Below are 16,922 nucleotides of genomic sequence, written 5' to 3'. Positions count from 1 at the left end.
ATATCAACAAGGCACCTGTTAACGGGTGTCTTTGTTTTTGTTAAATAAACAGATTGATCTATTTTTATTTCAATAACTGAAGTTCAGCAGCAATATTTTCCTTTGCCCGGGCTTCATATCTTTCCTTAAAATATTTCGTTTTAAAAATACTTTCAAGCTCAAGGAAATGTTTGAGCACTTTTTTTCGTCCCGGTTTATACAGAAAGTCAGGGTAAATAGAATACTCTTTTCTGATATTCTGAGTGTATTCCAGATACGTTTTAAAATCTTTGCCCAATACAGAAAGATCAGCATCGAGCAGATAATTGGTGTCTTCATTATCGGATTGATGATGTGATTTTGTTGCCAGGATCTGCGCAGAAATGAGTGAAATTCTGTATTTGTTCAAATGAAGTTCTCCAAGCCTTTTTTCTGCTTTGGAAGCACTTTTCTCCTCATTAGACTTAGAAGAAGCATCGTAGATAACGTCATGGTAAAACACGGAGAAAGAAATGGCTGTAAAATCTGAAATATCGCTTTTCACAGCTTCAAGCTCACTGAACATATTTTCAAGATGAAGAAGATTGTGGTAGTGTCTCCCTTTTTCAGAATATCTGGTTTCAAGTTCGTTCCAAAGGCTGTCGATCAGCTGTTTGTTTTCGGTGAAAGAAGAACAAAGCGTGTCAAAATAATTTTTCAGATTCATAGAAATAAGATAAAAAAAAGGAACTTTTAAAAAGTTCCCTGATTTGCTTCCAGAACAGCCTTCAGCTCAGACCAGCCCCCGCCGTTGTAACCGTCCTTTAATCCTTGAGCGTTAAGATAATCCAATGCTTTTCCGCTTCTGTTTCCACTTCTGCAGAATAAGATAACAGGTTTTTCAACAGATAGGATCTCGTCCTGTCTGTCTTCTACTTCACCTAAAGGAATATTCTTAGCACCATCTATATTACCGTCCATTTCCAGCTCCATTGGTTCACGAACGTCGATTAATTCATAGTTTCCTGATTGTATTACTTCTATTAAAGACATAGTTGTTGGTTTAAACATTAAATTAGAAACGAAATTACGTATTTTTTCTTTGAAAAAAATCCTAATGAAAGCATAATTTTTCAGAAAATAATCATCGGTGAAGCGAACTTTGGTAGAAATCAGAAGATTGATAAAATAATCTTAATTTTGCAGTGTGAAATTAATGAATGCAGACGCTGAAAAATATTCCCAACTCATAAAATCCAGGGCAAAAAGTTTTGGGTTTCAGAGTTGTGGTATTTCCAAAGCTGATTTTCTGGAGGAAGAAGCTCCCCATCTTGAAAAATGGCTGAAGAATAATTATAACGGCGAAATGAAGTATATGGAAAATCATTTCGACAAAAGACTTGATCCGAGACTTTTGGTAGAAGGTTCAAAATCTGTGATTTCACTTTCTTACAATTACTTTCCTGAAGAAAAAATTTCAACGCTGGAGAACTTTAAAATCTCAAAATATGCTTATGCAGAAGACTATCATGAAGTAATCAAAGAAATACTCCGTGAAATGGTTGCTGAGCTGCAGGAAGAAATAGGGGAATTTGGATTTCGTGTCTTTGTAGATTCTGCGCCGGTTTTGGAAAGAGCCTGGGCGAAAAAGTCGGGAATAGGCTGGGTAGGGAAAAATGCCAACCTCATTACCAAACAGAGCGGTTCTTTTTATTTTCTGGCCGAAATCATCTGCGATCTGGAGCTGATTCCTGACCATGCCACTACGGATCATTGCGGAAGCTGCAGAAAATGTATCGATGCCTGTCCCACAGATGCCATTGTTTCTGAAAAGATTATAGATGGAAGCCGATGCATTTCTTATGCAACCATAGAACTCAAAAATGAAATTCCGGATTATTTTAAAGATAAAATGGAAGACTGGATGTTTGGCTGCGATATCTGTCAGGATGTCTGCCCCTGGAACAGATTCTCAGCACCCAATAAACAGAGCCGTTTCCAGCCCAATGAAGCCTTGAAAAACTTTAAAAAAGGAGAGTGGAAAGAACTTACCCAGGAAATTTTCTCGGAAATCTTCAGAAAATCTCCCGTAAAACGAACCAAGTTTGCCGGTCTCAAAAGAAATATTGAGTTTTTACAGAAGACTTCCGACTGATTTTTCCCTGAACTTTCGGTGATAATTCCTCTTTTGGAATTTTTTGAACTTCCAAACCAGAGCTGATAGTCGACCATTCCTTAAATTTTTCGCTTTAAGGAGGTGAAGATTTACATCAATAAGTTTCTTAAAAAGCCTTTCCTATAAAGAAAAATTGATTTTCAGGAGATCAAAATCTCACCGAAAATCAACGTCTTTTTTGTATTCTTTTAGGAGCAGTTTTTACTCTTACTTTAAACCTTTTTTGGGATTTAGTATTTTTACGCATATTTGTGAATATTTCGTAACTAAATATAGCCATTTTTTCGATTAAAACAAATACTTTTACTAAAAATTAAAGATTAAATTTTGTTAAAAAACATGACTGTGAAAACGATATTAATGTATATCCTGAAAGTGCTAGGAATTATTTTAGGAATTGTGATTATTTACGTAATCCTTGGGCTGCTGATTCCCTATATTCCCGTTTCAGCAAAAGATGACGGACAGAAGAAAGAAATTCCAATCTATATTTACACCAACGGAGTGCATACCGATATCGTAATGCCTGTAAAAAATGACCTTCAGGACTGGAGCCGGAAAATTCCTTTTGCCAATACCAAATCAAAAAAAACAGATTATCAGTATATAGGAATAGGATGGGGAGACAAAGGGTTTTATCTTGATACTCCCACATGGGCAGATCTGAAATTTTCAACAGCCATAAAAGCAGCATTCTGGCTAAGTGATTCCGCAATGCACTGTACCTTTTATAATACGATGAAAGAAGGCGACGACTGTAAAATGATTATGATCAGCAGAAATCAATATCTGAATCTGGTAAAATTTGTAGAAGATAAATTTGACAGAGACCAGAACGGAAACTTCATGTTGATTCCAACAGATGCAGTATACGGTGATAATGATGCCTTTTATGATGCAAAAGGAACGTACAGTTTTCTTTATACCTGCAATACCTGGAGCAATAACGCTTTAAAAGCTGCAGGACAAAAGGCCGCACTTTGGACCCCTTCAGATTTCGGAATTTTTCAGCACTATAAATAATATATGAAGAGGATTTATCTGTTGTTCATTATCTTTTTGGTGGGTTCATGTTCCCAGGAAAGGAAAAGCAATACAATAATAACCAATAGACCTCTGGCGGCAGAAAAGAAGCCTGAAGCCAATCTTTCGAAAATAAAAAGTAAAGCGGAAGAAGCATTGGAATTCTGTGATTCAAAGAACCTCAGCAAAGACTTCTGCATTCTTATTGATATGAGCCTTCATTCCGGTGTTAACCGTTTTTTTATCTGGGATTTTAAAAATAATAAAATATCAAAGAAATATCTGGTAGGACATGGCTGCGGTTCCAATTCATGGAGTAAAGATTATTCTAAAGCCAATCCGGGTTTCAGCAATGAGGATGGAAGTCACCTTTCATCTTTAGGAAAGTATAAATTGGAAGGAAGAGGCTACAGCGACTGGGGAATCAATATAAAATACCTCATGCACGGCCTCGAAGAAACCAACAGTAATGCTTTAAAAAGATTTATTGTCTTTCATTCATGGGATATGATGAGCGATAATGAAGTGTTTCCTGACGGATCTCCCGAAGGCTGGGGCTGTCCGACTGTTTCCAATAACGCCATGAAAGAAATTGATCCGATGATTCAGAAATCGGGAAAACCTGTACTGATGTGGATCTATAATTAAATCTTTACCTTTGTTTCATAACAATCGTGTTAACTGATTCCACCTTATGAAACATACCCTTTTCCGCGAACAACAGCTCAATTGTGATATAGAAACGGCATGGAAATTCTTTTCCTCAGCCAACAATCTTTCAGAAATCACCCCGAAGGATATGGGCTTTATTGTATTAACGGAAATGGAAAACGATGAAATCTATAAAGGGATGCTCATCGATTATTACGTTTCTCCGTTATTCGGTATTAAAATGAAGTGGCAGACTGAGATTACCCATGTAGACTTCCGGAAAAGCTTTATTGATTTTCAGAAAAAAGGACCGTACAAATTATGGAACCATCATCATGAATTTATTCCCAATGCCGAAGGGGTTCTGATGAGAGACACCATAGATTATGAACTTCCCATGGGATTTTTAGGTGAAATTGCCCACGGTCTTTTCGTGAAAAAGAAACTGGAATACATCTTTGATTATCGTTTCAGAGTATTGAGTAAACTGTTCTAAGTATTCAATAGGAACGGGCTTTAGCCCGTTAAAAATAAGCCAAAATTCATCTGGCCAAAACCTAATCCCGTTTTTCATTCAGAATTTTAAAAGTTGGATTCCTACGCAATAACAGACTGCATGAATAGACTTTGCGTTGTATTGTCATTACGTATGAATATAAATACGAATGAGCAGAATTATTCACTAATTGTTTAAGTTTTTTTAACAATTCCATGGCCGGATTTTCCAGTAGAAATCCCTATTTTTGCACAACTATCGTTTTTACTGAAAAACTAAAGTATTCTGATTGACATGGCAGGTCTGAGGTCATTTTTCTTATTTTATATCATACTGGTTTTTTCCCTTTTCAATTCGAATTGGGCGGAAAAATCATTGAGAAATATCCCTCATGTTCCTCCTGTAACCAACATTCATGTTCTGGATGTTTACGAGGAAGCAGATATGAATACGCATGCGCTGCCTGCTGCTTCAAAAATTGTAAAACATTCAGTTAAAAAAAATGATTCTGCCATTGCAGACTTTTCAGGAATATTAAAAGTTATTCCAAAAGTTTCCCTTCCTGAGATTGCGGTTTCCACGATTTGTGGCGTTAAATCCTTTCTCCATCTCCTCCAGCTGTATTAGGTTTAAGTTTCTGAATGCCAAATCATTTTAACGGAAATCTTATAACTTAAACATTTAAAAATGTATTTTAAAACTGTAATAATTTGCATTCTTGCAACATTATTCGCTGTGTCATGCAGTAAAGACAAGAAAAAAAACAATCAAAAAGATAAAGAAGTTCCCGTACTGGAAATCAAGGAAAAAGATACATTGGTGAGCAACCAGTTTGTCACCGATATCCAGGCTAAAAAAAATGTTGAAATGCGCTCCAGAATCGGAGGTATTATCCAGCATATTTATGTCAACGAGGGACAGTTTGTTCAGCAGGGACAGGCTTTATTTAAAATCAATGATGCTGAGCTGCAGATGGAACTTCTGAAAGCCAATGCAGCATTAAAACAGACTGAAGCAGACGTTCGTATTGCAGAAGTAGAGCTGAAGCAGATTCAGAGCCTTCATGCTAAGAAATTTGTAGCCAATAACGAGCTGGAAATGGTAAAGGCAAAACTATCTTCAGCGAAGGCAAAACATGCCTTTGCCGATGCAGAAAAAAGAGCGGTTCTTCAGAAAATAAGCTTTACAAGAATTACAGCACCTTTTGATGGAGTGATTGATGTAATTCCCCATAAAGACGGAAGTTTGGTGGAAAATGGAACATTGCTAACCACACTTTCACAACTGAACGAAGTGTACGCTTATTTCTCCATTCCTGAAAACTTATACTTTGAACTTTTAGCTAACGATAAAATCGGAAACCATCAAAAAATTGAATTGACGTTGCCTAATGGAGTCAATTACCAGTTCAACGGAGCTTTGAAAACAGCCGAAGGGGAAATCGACAGAACTACAGGTTCTATCCGCTATAAAGTGCTTTTCCCGAATCCGGACCGTTTGATCAAACACGGTACTTCCGGGAAGCTTATCATTTCCGAACAGCAGGATAATGCGATCCTTATTCCACAAAAATCGACCTTCTCCATTCAGGATAAGACCTATGTTTTTGTAGTAGATAAACAGAATAAAGTGAAAATGACCAATATTAAGATCGGAACTACCTTAAGAGACTCTTATGTGGTGGAAAGCGGTCTTAAAAAAGGAGATTTAATCATTTATGAAGGAACTCAGTCTTTGAAAGATGGAGATATCATCAAAATCAAAAAGAAGTATTAACCTTTCATAATCTTTAAATCAATCGACTATGGTAGAAATGTTTATAAGACGAAAGGTTCTTTCGTTGGTTATTTCCATATTATTTGTATTGCTGGGAATTATGGCGTTGCTGAAAATGCCGATCACCCAGTTTCCCGATATTGTACCACCTTCAGTAACCGTTACGGCAAAATATACGGGAGCGAATGCCGAAGTGTCTGCCAATGCGGTAGCCCTTCCTCTGGAGCGTGCCATCAACGGGGTGCCGGGGATGACGTATATGTCTACGGTAACCTCCAATGACGGTCTTACCCTTATTCAGGTATTCTTTGAAGTAGGAACAGATCCTGATGTGGCTGCAGTAAACGTTCAGAACAGGGTAACCACTATTCTTGATGAACTTCCTGAAGAAGTAATCAGAGCCGGGGTAACTACTGAAAAAGAGGTGAACAGTATGCTGATGTACCTTAATATCACCAGTACAGATCCGAGCCAGGATGAACAGTTTATCTATAACTTTACGGATATCAACGTCCTTCAGGAATTGAAACGTATTGATGGAGTAGGACGTGCTGAAATTATGGGACAGAAAGAATATTCGATGAGAGTATGGCTGGATCCTCAGAAAATGGCAGCGTACAATATTTCTGCAGATGAGGTAATCACTTCCCTGCAAAAACAGAATATTTCCGCTGCACCTGGAAAAGTAGGGGAAACCTCTGGTAAAACCTCAAGCCAGCTTCAGTATGTTATCAAATATAAAGGAAAGTTTTTTGAGCCCAAACAATATGAAGAAGTTCCCATCAGATCTGATGTGGACGGAACTATTTTAAAGCTTAAAGATATTGCTAAAGTGGAATTCGGAGCCATGAACTACGGAATGGTTTCCAAAACAGACGGAAGACCTTCTGCATCCATTATGATGAAGCAGCGCCCGGGTTCCAACGCATCTGAAGTTATTGAAAGTGTAAAGGCAAAAATGGAAGAATTAAAAGTCACTTCCTTCCCTCCTGGAATGGAATATAACATGGCTTATGATGTTTCCCGATTCCTTGATGCTTCCATCAGTGCAGTATTAACAACCCTTATTGAAGCCTTTATTCTGGTAGGAATTGTAGTTTTTATCTTCCTTCAGGACTGGCGTTCCACATTGATTCCTGTACTGGCTGTACCAGTAGCATTGGTAGGAACTTTTGCATTCATGAATATGCTGGATTTCTCTGTCAACCTTTTAACCCTTTTTGCGTTGGTTCTGGCCATCGGAATTGTCGTCGATAATGCTATTGTCGTCGTTGAAGCCGTCCACGTGAAAATGGAAGAAGGAATGAATGCGATGGATGCCACCATCAGTGCCACCAAAGAAATTGCAGGAGCTGTAGTAGCGATTACGATCGTTATGTCTGCGGTATTTATTCCTGTGGCTTTCCTGGATGGTCCTGTAGGAGTATTTTACCGTCAGTTTTCATTAACGCTGGCCATCAGTATTGTCATTTCAGGGGTGAATGCATTGACACTTACTCCGGCACTTTGTGCGATTATTTTAAAACCTCATGACAACAATAAGAAGAAAACGATCATCGACAGGGCTTTCCAGAGTTTCAATACCGGATTTGAAAGACTGACGAATGGTTATGTAGGTATTTTATCAAAATTTGCCACAAGAACTACAGTAACTTTCGGACTGCTGTTTTTATTTATCGGACTTACTTTTGTGACCAGCAAATTCCTGCCGACAGGATTTATCCCAATGGAAGACCAGGGAATGGTGTACGTAAGTGTTACCACTCCGCAGGGCGCTACAGTGGAAAGAACAGAAAAAGTACTCGATGAAGTAACAGTGATTGCCAAGAAAATTAAAGGAGTAGAAAACGTGACCACACTTGCAGGGTACAGTATCGTAACTGAAATTGCAGGTTCTTCTTACGGAATGGCGATGATCAACCTGAAAGACTGGAAAGAAAGAAGTATTTCAGTAAATGATCTCATTGCAGAACTCTCTGATAAAACAAAGGGTATTGCAGATGCTCAGATTGAAATCTTTGCACCGCCAACCGTTCCCGGATTCGGGAATACCAGTGGTTTTGAATTACGTTTGCTGGACAGAACCGGAGGAACGATTGAAAATACAGATAAGATCACCAAGGATTTTGTTAAAAAACTCAATGAAGCGCCCGAACTGCAGAACAGTTTTACCAGTTTTGATGCTACTTTCCCGCAGTACATGATCAATGTGGATTATGATATGGCAGCGAAGAAAGGAGTTTCGGTAGATAATGCGATGTCTACGCTGCAGACGATGCTGGGATCTTACTATGCTACGAACTTTATCCGTTTCAGCCAGATGTATAAAGTGATGGTCCAGGCAAGTCCTGAGCACAGGGATACACCTGAAAGTATTCTGAATTTATATTTAAAAAATGATAAAGGCGAAATGGTTCCTTTTTCCACTTTCATTACTATCGAAAGAGTATACGGTCCTGAAGTGCTTACAAGGTACAACATGTATATGTCGGCCATGATCAATGGAGAACCCGCAGACGGTTACAGCTCCGGGGATGCTATTGCTGCTGTGGAACGTGTAGCCAAAGAATCTTTACCAAGGGGATTCGATATTGAATGGTCAGGAATGACAAGAGAAGAAATCCTATCAGGAAACCAGACCGTTTATATCTTCGCGATCTGTCTTTTATTCGTGTATCTTTTATTAGCGGCACAGTATGAAAGTTTCCTTCTTCCAATGCCGGTATTATTAAGCCTTCCGACAGGAATTTTCGGTTCCTATATCGCATTGGTAATTATGGGTCTTGATAATAATATTTATGCCCAGGTGGCATTGGTTATGCTGATCGGACTTCTGGCCAAAAATGCCATTCTGATTGTAGAATTTGCCGTAGCAAGAAATAAACAGGGATTTGATATCATTCCTGCGGCTATTGAAGGGGCAAGGCAGCGTCTGAGACCGATTCTGATGACGTCTTTTGCATTCGTAGCGGGACTTATTCCTCTATGTATTGCATCGGGAGCCGGAGCCATCGGTAACCGTTCCATTGGTACGGCAGCAGCAGGAGGAATGCTGATTGGAACCATCTTCGGATTGATAGTGATTCCGGGACTGTATATATTCTTTGCAAAACTTGAAAATAAGAAGAAAAATGAAAAGATTAAATCATAGAAATATATTGTACGGAATAGCATCACTGAGCCTTGTTTCGTGTGCTGTTCCCAAAGTAACGGAGCTGAAAAAAGCTCAGCAATTACCAGAAGAGATTATTAAAGCAGATCAAAATAAAAACCCTGATGAGTTCCGGCAGATCAATCTGAAAGCTTACTTTACGGATCCGCAGCTGCTTGAACTTTTTGATAAAGTAGTTCAGGCAAATCCGGACTTCCAGATTGCCCGGCAAAGAGTGGAGATTGCCAACAGCTTTCTTCAAAGATCAAAGATGGATCTGCTGCCATCCCTTGAAGTGGGAGCAGAGGTTTCCGGTAATCATTATGGAAAATATACAATGGAAGGTGTGGGAAACTATGATACCAATCTTTCGCCTAATATTACGGAAGACCAGAAAATTAACAGGGATTTTACTCCTAACTATTGGCTGGGAGCAAGAAGCAGCTGGGAAATTGATGCCTGGGGAAAGCTGAAAAATAAGAAGATTGCTGCGCAGAAGAAATATCTCGCTTCAACGGAAGGATTGAGATTATTGCAGGTAGAGCTTTTCACAGATATTGCGAATCTCTATTATCAGCTGATTGCTTTAGATAACCGTCTTGCGATTTATCAGAAAAACTATAAACTTCAGCAAAGAGCCTTTGAAATTGTTCTGGCCCAGCGTGAAGTGGGAAAAGCTACGGAATTGGCAGTACAGCAGTTTAAAGCCCAGAATAACAACTGGCTGGCAGAGATTGAACATATCAAAGTGGAAATTGTTACAGTAGAGCAGGCAATTACAACATTAACGGGAAGCTATGGCGGAGAGGTGAAGCGCGGTAAAATACTGATGCCTACCAATATGGAAGTATTAAATAAAACCATTAATGTAGAAAATGTGATCCATTCAAGACCGGATGTAGCTGCCAATTATTATGTTTTAGAAGCTTCTCAGGCTGATGCAAAGGCTGCAAGAGCTGCTTTTTATCCCAAGATTGATCTGGGGGCCGGTTTCGGACTGAATTCTTTTTCCGTTGAAACCCTGTTTAAACCAAGTTCACTGGCCGGACAGTTGTTGGGAGGATTAATGGTTCCTGTTTTCAATAAAGGGCAGCTGAAATATGAATTTAAGGTAGCGAGCAAAGAGCAGGAAATTGCCTTTTTAAACTATCAGAAAAGTATCACAACAGCTTTTAATGAACTGCAGTCGATTTTGAAACAGACCAAGATCTATGAACGTGTTCTGAAACTGAAATCAGAAGAAGTAGGCTTTCTAGACCGTGGTGTTGAGGTTTCCAATGATCTGTACCTTACCGGATACGCCAACTATTTTGAACTGATCAATTCACAGAAGAGCAAATTAACTGCTGAACTGGATTTTCTACAGTTCCAGCATCAGAATACCAGAAATAACGTCCTGCTGTTTAAAGCACTGGGAGGGAAACTGGATTAATTTTTACTTTTTTTACGATGAAGGAAGCTGTCTTTTCAGGCAGCTTCTTTTATAATGTAATCAAAGGTTACGGATTCCCGTAATGATCATTGAAATAATTCCGGCATATTGCGTTACAATCTAACTTTTTATAAGTTAAGTTAACTTTTTTTATATGTCCCTAAAAAAAGAGACTGTCCTAACGGGCAGTCTCTTTGTGTATGGTTTAAAATGAATCTGTTGTCAGAACAAAATCACTTTTAGTACATATTATTTAACAAGCTGAATTTCAACAGCAGAAAATCCTTTAGGAGATTTCTCTTTTTCGAAAGATACTTTGTTTCCTTTTTTCACCGGCTCTGCACAGTTGTTATTGTGGAAGAAGATGTTTTCTTTGGAATTATCTTCCGTAATGAAACCATATCCTTTTTCACTCAGGAAAGTAACAATTCCTGTTTTTCTTGGATCTTCTTCAATAATAGGTGCTGCACCCAACTGAATATCATCAAGATTTACTTCCTGTCTTTGTTCAGGGGGAGTAGATGTTAATCTTCCGAATTCATCCACGTACATGAATACATCCTCCATGTCCTTCCCTTTGTTGTTGTTCGTTTTACGTTCTTCGCGTCTTAGCGCCTTTTCTTTTTGCTTTTGAATTTTTTTCTTGAAATTTTCCTTTTTAGAAAAAGAATCTGCCATAAATTATTTTTAGTATTTAGTTTCTATAAATTAATTGGTTCAATCTGGTCTGTATCAGACCTATAAAGCCTGCCGATGTTTCCTGTCTTGGATATTTCCAATCATACAGAGCTTTAAAATTCCGACAAGTATTGTTCTTTAATAGAAGAATAAAAGTTAAAAAGATGGCTGCTCAAAAGGCAAAGACTGAATAAAAAATATTCGGGTCGTTACAGAAAACAAAGTAATGACTTGGTTTATTAATATGCAAATATACAACAATAAAATGAATAATCAGGTTTTAAATGATTGATTATCAGAAATGGTTTTAATTGATGCTTGTGTTCTGTATGAAGCGGTACATAAAATTGTAATAATAGTATAAAAAAATCCTCAGAAGCCTGAGGATTATAAAAAAATATATTAAAAATGAAGTGGTGGTGCGTGATACGGGAGGAAGGTATCAAATGTTATGCCTAAAATGGAGGCTGGTTTGGGAATTATTTAGAAGTGTTTAACTGAAAAGACGTGTTCCGAAGCGTATCTGATTGGTAAATAGCATTCTATTAAAAACTATTGTTTACATAAAATAATAAACATTTTTTTTGGGGTTTAAATGAATAAATAAAAATTCCCGAAAATTTCACCATGTTGAGGCCATTTTTATTATTGACCTTTGTTTTATTAACATTTAAATATAAAAACATGTCAACACAAAATGTACAGGGAAAAGTGGTTTTAATTGCCGGAGGAGGTAAAAACTTAGGAGGGTTATTAAGCAGAGATTTTGCCACAAAAGGAGCAAAGCTGGCTATCCACTACAACAGCGAAAGCTCAAGAGATGAAAGTGAAAAAACATTGGCTGAGGTACAGGCATTAGGAGCGGAAGCATTCTTATTTCAGGGAGACCTTACCAAAGTAGATAATATCACGAAATTTTTCGATGAAACTATTTCCCGTTTCGGAGGAGTGGATATTGCCATCAATACTGTTGGGATGGTATTGAAAAAGCCATTTTCCGAAACGACGGAAGCTGAATATGATACCATGTTCAATGTAAACTCGAAATCTGCGTATTTCTTTTTACAGGAAGCGGGTAAAAAACTAAACGATCACGGAAAAATCTGTACGATTGTTACTTCATTGCTGGCAGCTTACACCGGATTGTATTCTACATATGCAGGAGCAAAAGCACCGGTAGAGCATTTTACAAGAGCGGCTTCCAAAGAATTTGGGGCAAGAGGTATCTCTGTAACGGCAGTAGCACCTGGTCCGATGGATACTCCTTTCTTCTACGGGCAGGAAACTGACGATGCAGTCGCTTATCATAAGTCTGCATCCGCATTGGGTGGGCTTACAGATATTAAAGATATTGCTCCGCTGGTGGAATTTCTGGTAACAGAAGGCTGGTGGATTACCGGGCAGACGATATTTGCCAACGGCGGATACACAACAAGATAGTATTTGTAAATCTATTTAAAAAAAGAAACTCACTGAAAACAACTTTCAGTGAGTTTTTTATGGTAAAGAAATAAGGAAATTAAGTGGTTTTAACCTTTCCTTTCTCCAGTATACTTTTGATCATAAAGAATAATCCGAGAAGAACAAACGGAATACTCAGAAGCTGTCCCATATTTAAGCTCATCCCATGTTCGAATTCTACCTGATCCACCTTGATAAATTCAATCAGGATTCTCATAATAAAGATCAGCAGAATGCTTATTCCGAAATAAAACCCTTTTCCGATCTTAAAAATATTCTTCCTGTAGATAAAATAAACAGAAAGGAAAATGATAAAATAAGAGATGGCCTCGTAAAGCTGGGCCGGATGTCTCGGAAGATCATCAACCTGACGGAAGATAAAAGCCCATGGAACATTAGTAGGAATTCCTATAATTTCAGAATTCATGAGATTGGCCAGCCTGATAAAAGTACCACCCAGCGGAAGTACAATCGCTATGGCATCCAGAACGGTCATGAATGGGATAGAATATTTTCTCGCATAGATGAGAAGCATAATCACCAGACCAATACCGCCGCCATGGCTGGCAAGACCTGCAAATCCTGTAAAATGATAAACTCCATCCGGCCCTTTCTGAATCGGTAAAAATATTTCAAGCGGATGCTGTGAATAATAATCAAAATCGTAAAAAAGACAGTGTCCCAGTCTTGCACCTACCAGAATTCCGATCAGGGCATAGGAGAATAAAGCCTCATGTGCCTGAGCGCTGAGACCTTCTTTTTTATAAATTCTTTTTAAAATATTAAGTGATAAAACAAGTCCCGCAAGGAATAATAATCCGTAATATTTTATGGGAAGTCCTAAGATATTGATGATTTCGGGATTAATATCCCAGTTGATATATAATAAATTCATTGCTGCAAAGATAAGAAAATAGGATTTTCCGGGGAGAATGGTACTGTTCAGGAGTTCTATGATCTGAGTCATAAAGCATTAGCGGGATGTTGTCTACATTTGATACTACACACACCACAAAATTTAATAGTATGAAATTCATTGTATCATTCATTGTACTTGCTGGCTTTTTTGTCGTCAGCTGCAGCAAAAAAGAACCTCAGACACAACAGACCAATACAGATACCATTATGGCATCTGACAGCCTTGTTTCAGGCTCCGCCCAGATTTCACCGGATTCGGCAGATCAAACACCAACGGTGGACAGCTCTGCGTATGACGTAGATTCTATTAAAAAAAGTAAATAATCATATTTACAGCCACTGACGTTTTAAAAGGCGGGACTGATCTCTGTTAAAAAAGGATCAGTAGAGAATTCTATTAAGAAAATAAACCAGAAAATCATGATTCATTAATCCATAATAACGCTGTTATGGCAGATATTTCATTATTTAAAGAAACCGGGATACAAATTACCCTTTTGCTTACTTTAATGGTCATTGTAGCCGGCCTTGTCATTGTTGTTCTTAAGTTTTTATCTATATATGCTAAAATACTAAGACGGAAAGAGTCTGCCGAAACCAAAAAAGAAATAGAGAATCTTTCCCCTGAAGAAGTAGCCAAATATGAGCAAAGGGAAAAAGAACTCAGCTTCAGGCTGCCGGAAAATGATCTGTCCGGTACTTTACCTCCTGCAGATACAAAAGGCGTTGTACAAAATATCAATTCTGTAGAAGAGCTGAGGGTATTTCCTGACAAAAGAAGAACATCTTCTTTTCAGAAATATATTTCCCCTGAGTTGAGCCGTCTGATTCTTTATTTCCTTGGGACCGCTATTTTTTGGCTTGTATTGGGAACAACCTTCGGCTTGTATGCAGGGATAAAGCTTGTGGCTCCGGATATAGAGCATACCAGCTGGTTCAGCTATGGGAGGCTCAGGCCGGGACATACCAATGCCGTATTCTGGGGCTGGGCATCTTTGGCCATGCTGGGGTTTGCACATTATGTTATACCTCGGGTCAGTAATGTGGAGAAGTTGAATATAAAACAAGGCTACCTCTCTCTTATTCTGGTTAATGCAGCAGTTCTTGCCGGGACAATATCTGTTCTTGCGGGGGTAAATAACGGAGGTGGTGAATACCGGGAATATATCTGGCCGATTATGATCACCTTCGGAATAGGAGTAGCCCTTTCCCTGCATAATTTCTTTAAACCTATCGCACACAGAAAAACCAAAGAAATTTATTTGTCTAACTGGTATATCGTATCAGGAACAATGTTTATTGTTATTGTCATTGTTATTGCCTACATTCCTATCTGGCAGGACGGGGTAGGAGAGACCATTATTCAGGGATATTATATGCATCAGGCTATCGGAATGTGGTTTATGATGATCAATCTGGGATTGATGTATTATTTTTTGCCGCAACAGCTCAATAAACCTATTTATTCCTACAGCTTAGGGATTTTGGCTTTCTGGACCCATACATTCTTTTATACCCTGATCGGAACCCACCATTTTATTTTCAGTGCGATTCCCTGGCGACTGCAGACAACGGCTATCATTGCAAGTGCGGGAATGCTGATTCCGGTGGCTGCAGGTACAGCCAACTTCCTATTGACATTTAATGGCGCATGGTATCAGCTTAGAACAAGCTATACGCTTCCGTTTTATTTTATGGCTATCATATTTTATTTTACAGGATCATTCCAGGGAACAGTGGAAGCGTTCAGGTATACGAATCTTCTCTGGCATTTTACAGATTTCACTGTAGCGCATTCACATCTTACCATGTATGGGATTATCACATTTATGCTCTGGGGATTTTTTTATACGCTGGTTCCGCGGCTTACAGGAAAAGAACCTCCGAAACTTTTAGTGGGAATTCATTTCTGGTTTGCACTGATTGGATTGCTGTTTTATGTTATTGCTTTAATGATTGGCGGAACACAGACGGGAGAACTCTGGATCAAGAAAAAACCTTTTATTGAAGGAGTGATCAATATGGCTCCTTTCTGGCTCTGGCGGGCTATCGGAGGAACATTGATGTGGGTGTCACATTTGATCTTTGCTTATAATTTCTATAGAATGGTAAGAAAAGAAGATCAGGTTAGAATTCCCAGAACGCCTGCAGAAATTCTTGCAGCGAAGAGACAATACGGAAATACAGAGTTTAATACGTAAAGATCAGCATCATGATATTTTTAAATGACCATCGAATCCTTTTTGGCTCTGCACTTTTACTTTTTGTTTCGCTTACGCTTTATATTGCCATATTGCCTGCTTTGGATAACCAAAGGATTAATAAACCTTTGCCAAGACAGTCGAAAATTCTGACAAAAGAAGAACAGGCAGGTAAAAGAGTCTATATAGATAACGGCTGTATTGCCTGCCATACCCAGCAGGTAAGAAATGTAGAAATGGATAATGTTTTTGGGAAAAGACCAAGCATACCTGCAGATTTTGCCATCAATACCCGTACAGATTTCTGGAGAAATACAGCCAATCTGATGGGAACCCAGAGGACGGGGCCGGACCTTACCAGTATCGGTGAAAGACAGCCCAGTGCAGAATGGCATCTGATTCATCTCTATCAGCCGAGAGCAGCAGTTGAAGAATCAGTGATGCCTGCCTATCCCTGGCTTTTTATAGAGAGGGATTATCTTCAGCCCGGAGATGTTGAGGTGAAAGTTCCTGAAAAATTCCGTCCCAGATATAAAAAAATTGTAGCGGGCCCGGAAGCCCTGTTGCTTGTTGCCTATCTGAAGTCCCTGAAACAAACAGATTATACAGACAAATCTATTGTTCCGGCTTTTCTCTATAAACAGAAAAAAGAAGAAGCTGCCCAGGGAGGAAATGCAAGTTTACCGGATGGAGAAGCACTTTTTACAGCAAACTGTGCCAGCTGTCATCAGGCGAACGGAGAAGGGGTTCCCGGTGCATTTCCGCCATTGAAAGGAAGTCCTGTTGTTGCAGGAGGAGATCTTGAATTATATGTCACCATCATCATGAAAGGCTATGACCCGAGACCTGAGTTTGCAACGATGCCGCCGGTGGGTACCAACGCTAATTTTACACCTGAAGATGTGGCTGCAATTATGAATCATGAGCGGACAAGCTGGGGAAATAATGCTAAAAAGGTAACCGCTGAAGAAGTGAAAACCATAATGGATAAAATAAAATAA

General features: G+C 38.7%; 16 protein-coding genes. 12 read left to right on the top strand and 4 right to left on the bottom strand.

Translation table 11 applies throughout. The features are described 5' to 3' along the window. Positions 1 to 64 precede the first annotated feature (64 nt). Together AC59HC_RS13945 and AC59HC_RS13940 are read right to left on the bottom strand one after the other, a co-directional pair. Entirely contained in the window at positions 65 to 685 is a 621-nt protein-coding gene (locus AC59HC_RS13945) for an HD domain-containing protein (protein ID WP_496558843.1), read from the bottom strand. A gap of 26 nt (positions 686 to 711) precedes the next feature. Continuing rightward, the gene (locus tag AC59HC_RS13940; protein ID WP_202839677.1) at positions 712 to 1,011 is read right to left on the bottom strand and encodes a rhodanese-like domain-containing protein; all 300 of its coding nucleotides are present in this window, start codon (positions 1,009 to 1,011) and stop codon (positions 712 to 714) included. 163 nt (positions 1,012 to 1,174) lie between these two features. Between AC59HC_RS13940 and queG the strand changes: the two genes are divergently transcribed. The 8 genes from queG (at position 1,175) to AC59HC_RS13900 (ending at position 10,663) form a co-directional block, all read left to right on the top strand. Then, positions 1,175 to 2,113: a tRNA epoxyqueuosine(34) reductase QueG gene (queG, locus tag AC59HC_RS13935; protein WP_110009167.1), complete on the top strand. Its 939-nt coding sequence runs from the start codon at positions 1,175 to 1,177 to the stop codon at positions 2,111 to 2,113. Between the two features lie 360 nt (positions 2,114 to 2,473). Beyond that, positions 2,474 to 3,157, top strand: coding sequence for a TIGR02117 family protein (locus tag AC59HC_RS13930; RefSeq protein WP_482399965.1), 684 nt, complete (start codon positions 2,474 to 2,476; stop codon positions 3,155 to 3,157). Positions 3,158 to 3,160: 3 nt separating this feature from the next. Continuing rightward, on the top strand, positions 3,161 to 3,805 hold the full coding sequence (locus AC59HC_RS13925; protein WP_482399964.1) for a murein L,D-transpeptidase catalytic domain-containing protein: 645 nt from the start codon (positions 3,161 to 3,163) through the stop codon (positions 3,803 to 3,805). Between the two features lie 46 nt (positions 3,806 to 3,851). Beyond that, a complete protein-coding gene (locus AC59HC_RS13920) occupies positions 3,852 to 4,304 on the top strand; it encodes an SRPBCC family protein (RefSeq protein WP_110009170.1) in 453 nt (150 codons plus the stop codon). A gap of 294 nt (positions 4,305 to 4,598) precedes the next feature. Next, complete coding sequence (locus AC59HC_RS13915) at positions 4,599 to 4,931, top strand: hypothetical protein (RefSeq protein ID WP_110009171.1); 333 nt, start codon at positions 4,599 to 4,601, stop codon at positions 4,929 to 4,931. 60 nt (positions 4,932 to 4,991) lie between these two features. Further along, a complete protein-coding gene (locus AC59HC_RS13910) occupies positions 4,992 to 6,080 on the top strand; it encodes an efflux RND transporter periplasmic adaptor subunit (RefSeq protein ID WP_496558842.1) in 1,089 nt (362 codons plus the stop codon). Between the two features lie 28 nt (positions 6,081 to 6,108). Next, on the top strand, positions 6,109 to 9,231 hold the full coding sequence (locus AC59HC_RS13905) for an efflux RND transporter permease subunit (RefSeq protein WP_496558841.1): 3,123 nt from the start codon (positions 6,109 to 6,111) through the stop codon (positions 9,229 to 9,231). Beyond that, on the top strand, positions 9,212 to 10,663 hold the full coding sequence (locus AC59HC_RS13900; RefSeq protein WP_496558840.1) for a TolC family protein: 1,452 nt from the start codon (positions 9,212 to 9,214) through the stop codon (positions 10,661 to 10,663). Before AC59HC_RS13905 ends, AC59HC_RS13900 begins: the two co-directional genes overlap by 20 nt. Before the next feature lie 249 nt (positions 10,664 to 10,912). Here the strand turns inward: AC59HC_RS13900 and AC59HC_RS13895 are convergent, their stop codons facing one another. Further along, the gene (locus AC59HC_RS13895) at positions 10,913 to 11,341 is read right to left on the bottom strand and encodes a cold shock domain-containing protein (RefSeq protein WP_002981005.1); all 429 of its coding nucleotides are present in this window, start codon (positions 11,339 to 11,341) and stop codon (positions 10,913 to 10,915) included. A gap of 684 nt (positions 11,342 to 12,025) precedes the next feature. Between AC59HC_RS13895 and AC59HC_RS13890 the strand changes: the two genes are divergently transcribed. After that, the gene (locus tag AC59HC_RS13890) at positions 12,026 to 12,781 is read left to right on the top strand and encodes an SDR family oxidoreductase (RefSeq protein WP_496558839.1); all 756 of its coding nucleotides are present in this window, start codon (positions 12,026 to 12,028) and stop codon (positions 12,779 to 12,781) included. 79 nt (positions 12,782 to 12,860) lie between these two features. On the opposite strand, the gene lgt is transcribed toward AC59HC_RS13890, so the two are convergent. Next, positions 12,861 to 13,697: a prolipoprotein diacylglyceryl transferase gene (gene lgt / locus AC59HC_RS13885; RefSeq protein WP_496558857.1), complete on the bottom strand. Its 837-nt coding sequence runs from the start codon at positions 13,695 to 13,697 to the stop codon at positions 12,861 to 12,863. 131 nt (positions 13,698 to 13,828) lie between these two features. On the opposite strand from lgt, the gene AC59HC_RS13880 reads away from it, so the two are divergent. The 3 genes from AC59HC_RS13880 (at position 13,829) to AC59HC_RS13870 (ending at position 16,922) form a co-directional block, all read left to right on the top strand. Then, positions 13,829 to 14,044 (top strand): hypothetical protein, encoded by a 216-nt coding sequence (locus AC59HC_RS13880; protein ID WP_496558838.1) that lies wholly within the window; start codon positions 13,829 to 13,831, stop codon positions 14,042 to 14,044. 125 nt (positions 14,045 to 14,169) lie between these two features. Continuing rightward, complete coding sequence (locus AC59HC_RS13875; RefSeq protein WP_496558837.1) at positions 14,170 to 15,921, top strand: cbb3-type cytochrome c oxidase subunit I; 1,752 nt, start codon at positions 14,170 to 14,172, stop codon at positions 15,919 to 15,921. Positions 15,922 to 15,932: 11 nt separating this feature from the next. Beyond that, positions 15,933 to 16,922 (top strand): cbb3-type cytochrome c oxidase subunit II, encoded by a 990-nt coding sequence (locus AC59HC_RS13870; protein ID WP_227944154.1) that lies wholly within the window; start codon positions 15,933 to 15,935, stop codon positions 16,920 to 16,922.

This window comes from Chryseobacterium sp. DZ-32, assembly GCF_059587025.1.
This window is presented reverse-complemented; position numbering and strand designations above follow the sequence as displayed.

Coding starts and splice junctions, on each gene's coding strand:
- AC59HC_RS13890 (WP_496558839.1), top strand. CDS start 12,026: ATGTCAACACAAAATGTACAGGGAAAAGTGGTTTTAATTGCCGGAGGA.
- AC59HC_RS13875 (WP_496558837.1), top strand. CDS start 14,170: ATGGCAGATATTTCATTATTTAAAGAAACCGGGATACAAATTACCCTT.
- queG (WP_110009167.1), top strand. CDS start 1,175: ATGAATGCAGACGCTGAAAAATATTCCCAACTCATAAAATCCAGGGCA.
- AC59HC_RS13905 (WP_496558841.1), top strand. CDS start 6,109: ATGGTAGAAATGTTTATAAGACGAAAGGTTCTTTCGTTGGTTATTTCC.
- AC59HC_RS13900 (WP_496558840.1), top strand. CDS start 9,212: ATGAAAAGATTAAATCATAGAAATATATTGTACGGAATAGCATCACTG.
- AC59HC_RS13915 (WP_110009171.1), top strand. CDS start 4,599: ATGGCAGGTCTGAGGTCATTTTTCTTATTTTATATCATACTGGTTTTT.
- AC59HC_RS13925 (WP_482399964.1), top strand. CDS start 3,161: ATGAAGAGGATTTATCTGTTGTTCATTATCTTTTTGGTGGGTTCATGT.
- AC59HC_RS13940 (WP_202839677.1), bottom strand. CDS start 1,011: ATGTCTTTAATAGAAGTAATACAATCAGGAAACTATGAATTAATCGAC.
- AC59HC_RS13910 (WP_496558842.1), top strand. CDS start 4,992: ATGTATTTTAAAACTGTAATAATTTGCATTCTTGCAACATTATTCGCT.
- AC59HC_RS13895 (WP_002981005.1), bottom strand. CDS start 11,341: ATGGCAGATTCTTTTTCTAAAAAGGAAAATTTCAAGAAAAAAATTCAA.
- AC59HC_RS13920 (WP_110009170.1), top strand. CDS start 3,852: ATGAAACATACCCTTTTCCGCGAACAACAGCTCAATTGTGATATAGAA.
- AC59HC_RS13930 (WP_482399965.1), top strand. CDS start 2,474: ATGACTGTGAAAACGATATTAATGTATATCCTGAAAGTGCTAGGAATT.
- AC59HC_RS13945 (WP_496558843.1), bottom strand. CDS start 685: ATGAATCTGAAAAATTATTTTGACACGCTTTGTTCTTCTTTCACCGAA.
- AC59HC_RS13870 (WP_227944154.1), top strand. CDS start 15,933: ATGATATTTTTAAATGACCATCGAATCCTTTTTGGCTCTGCACTTTTA.
- AC59HC_RS13880 (WP_496558838.1), top strand. CDS start 13,829: ATGAAATTCATTGTATCATTCATTGTACTTGCTGGCTTTTTTGTCGTC.
- lgt (WP_496558857.1), bottom strand. CDS start 13,697: ATGAATTTATTATATATCAACTGGGATATTAATCCCGAAATCATCAAT.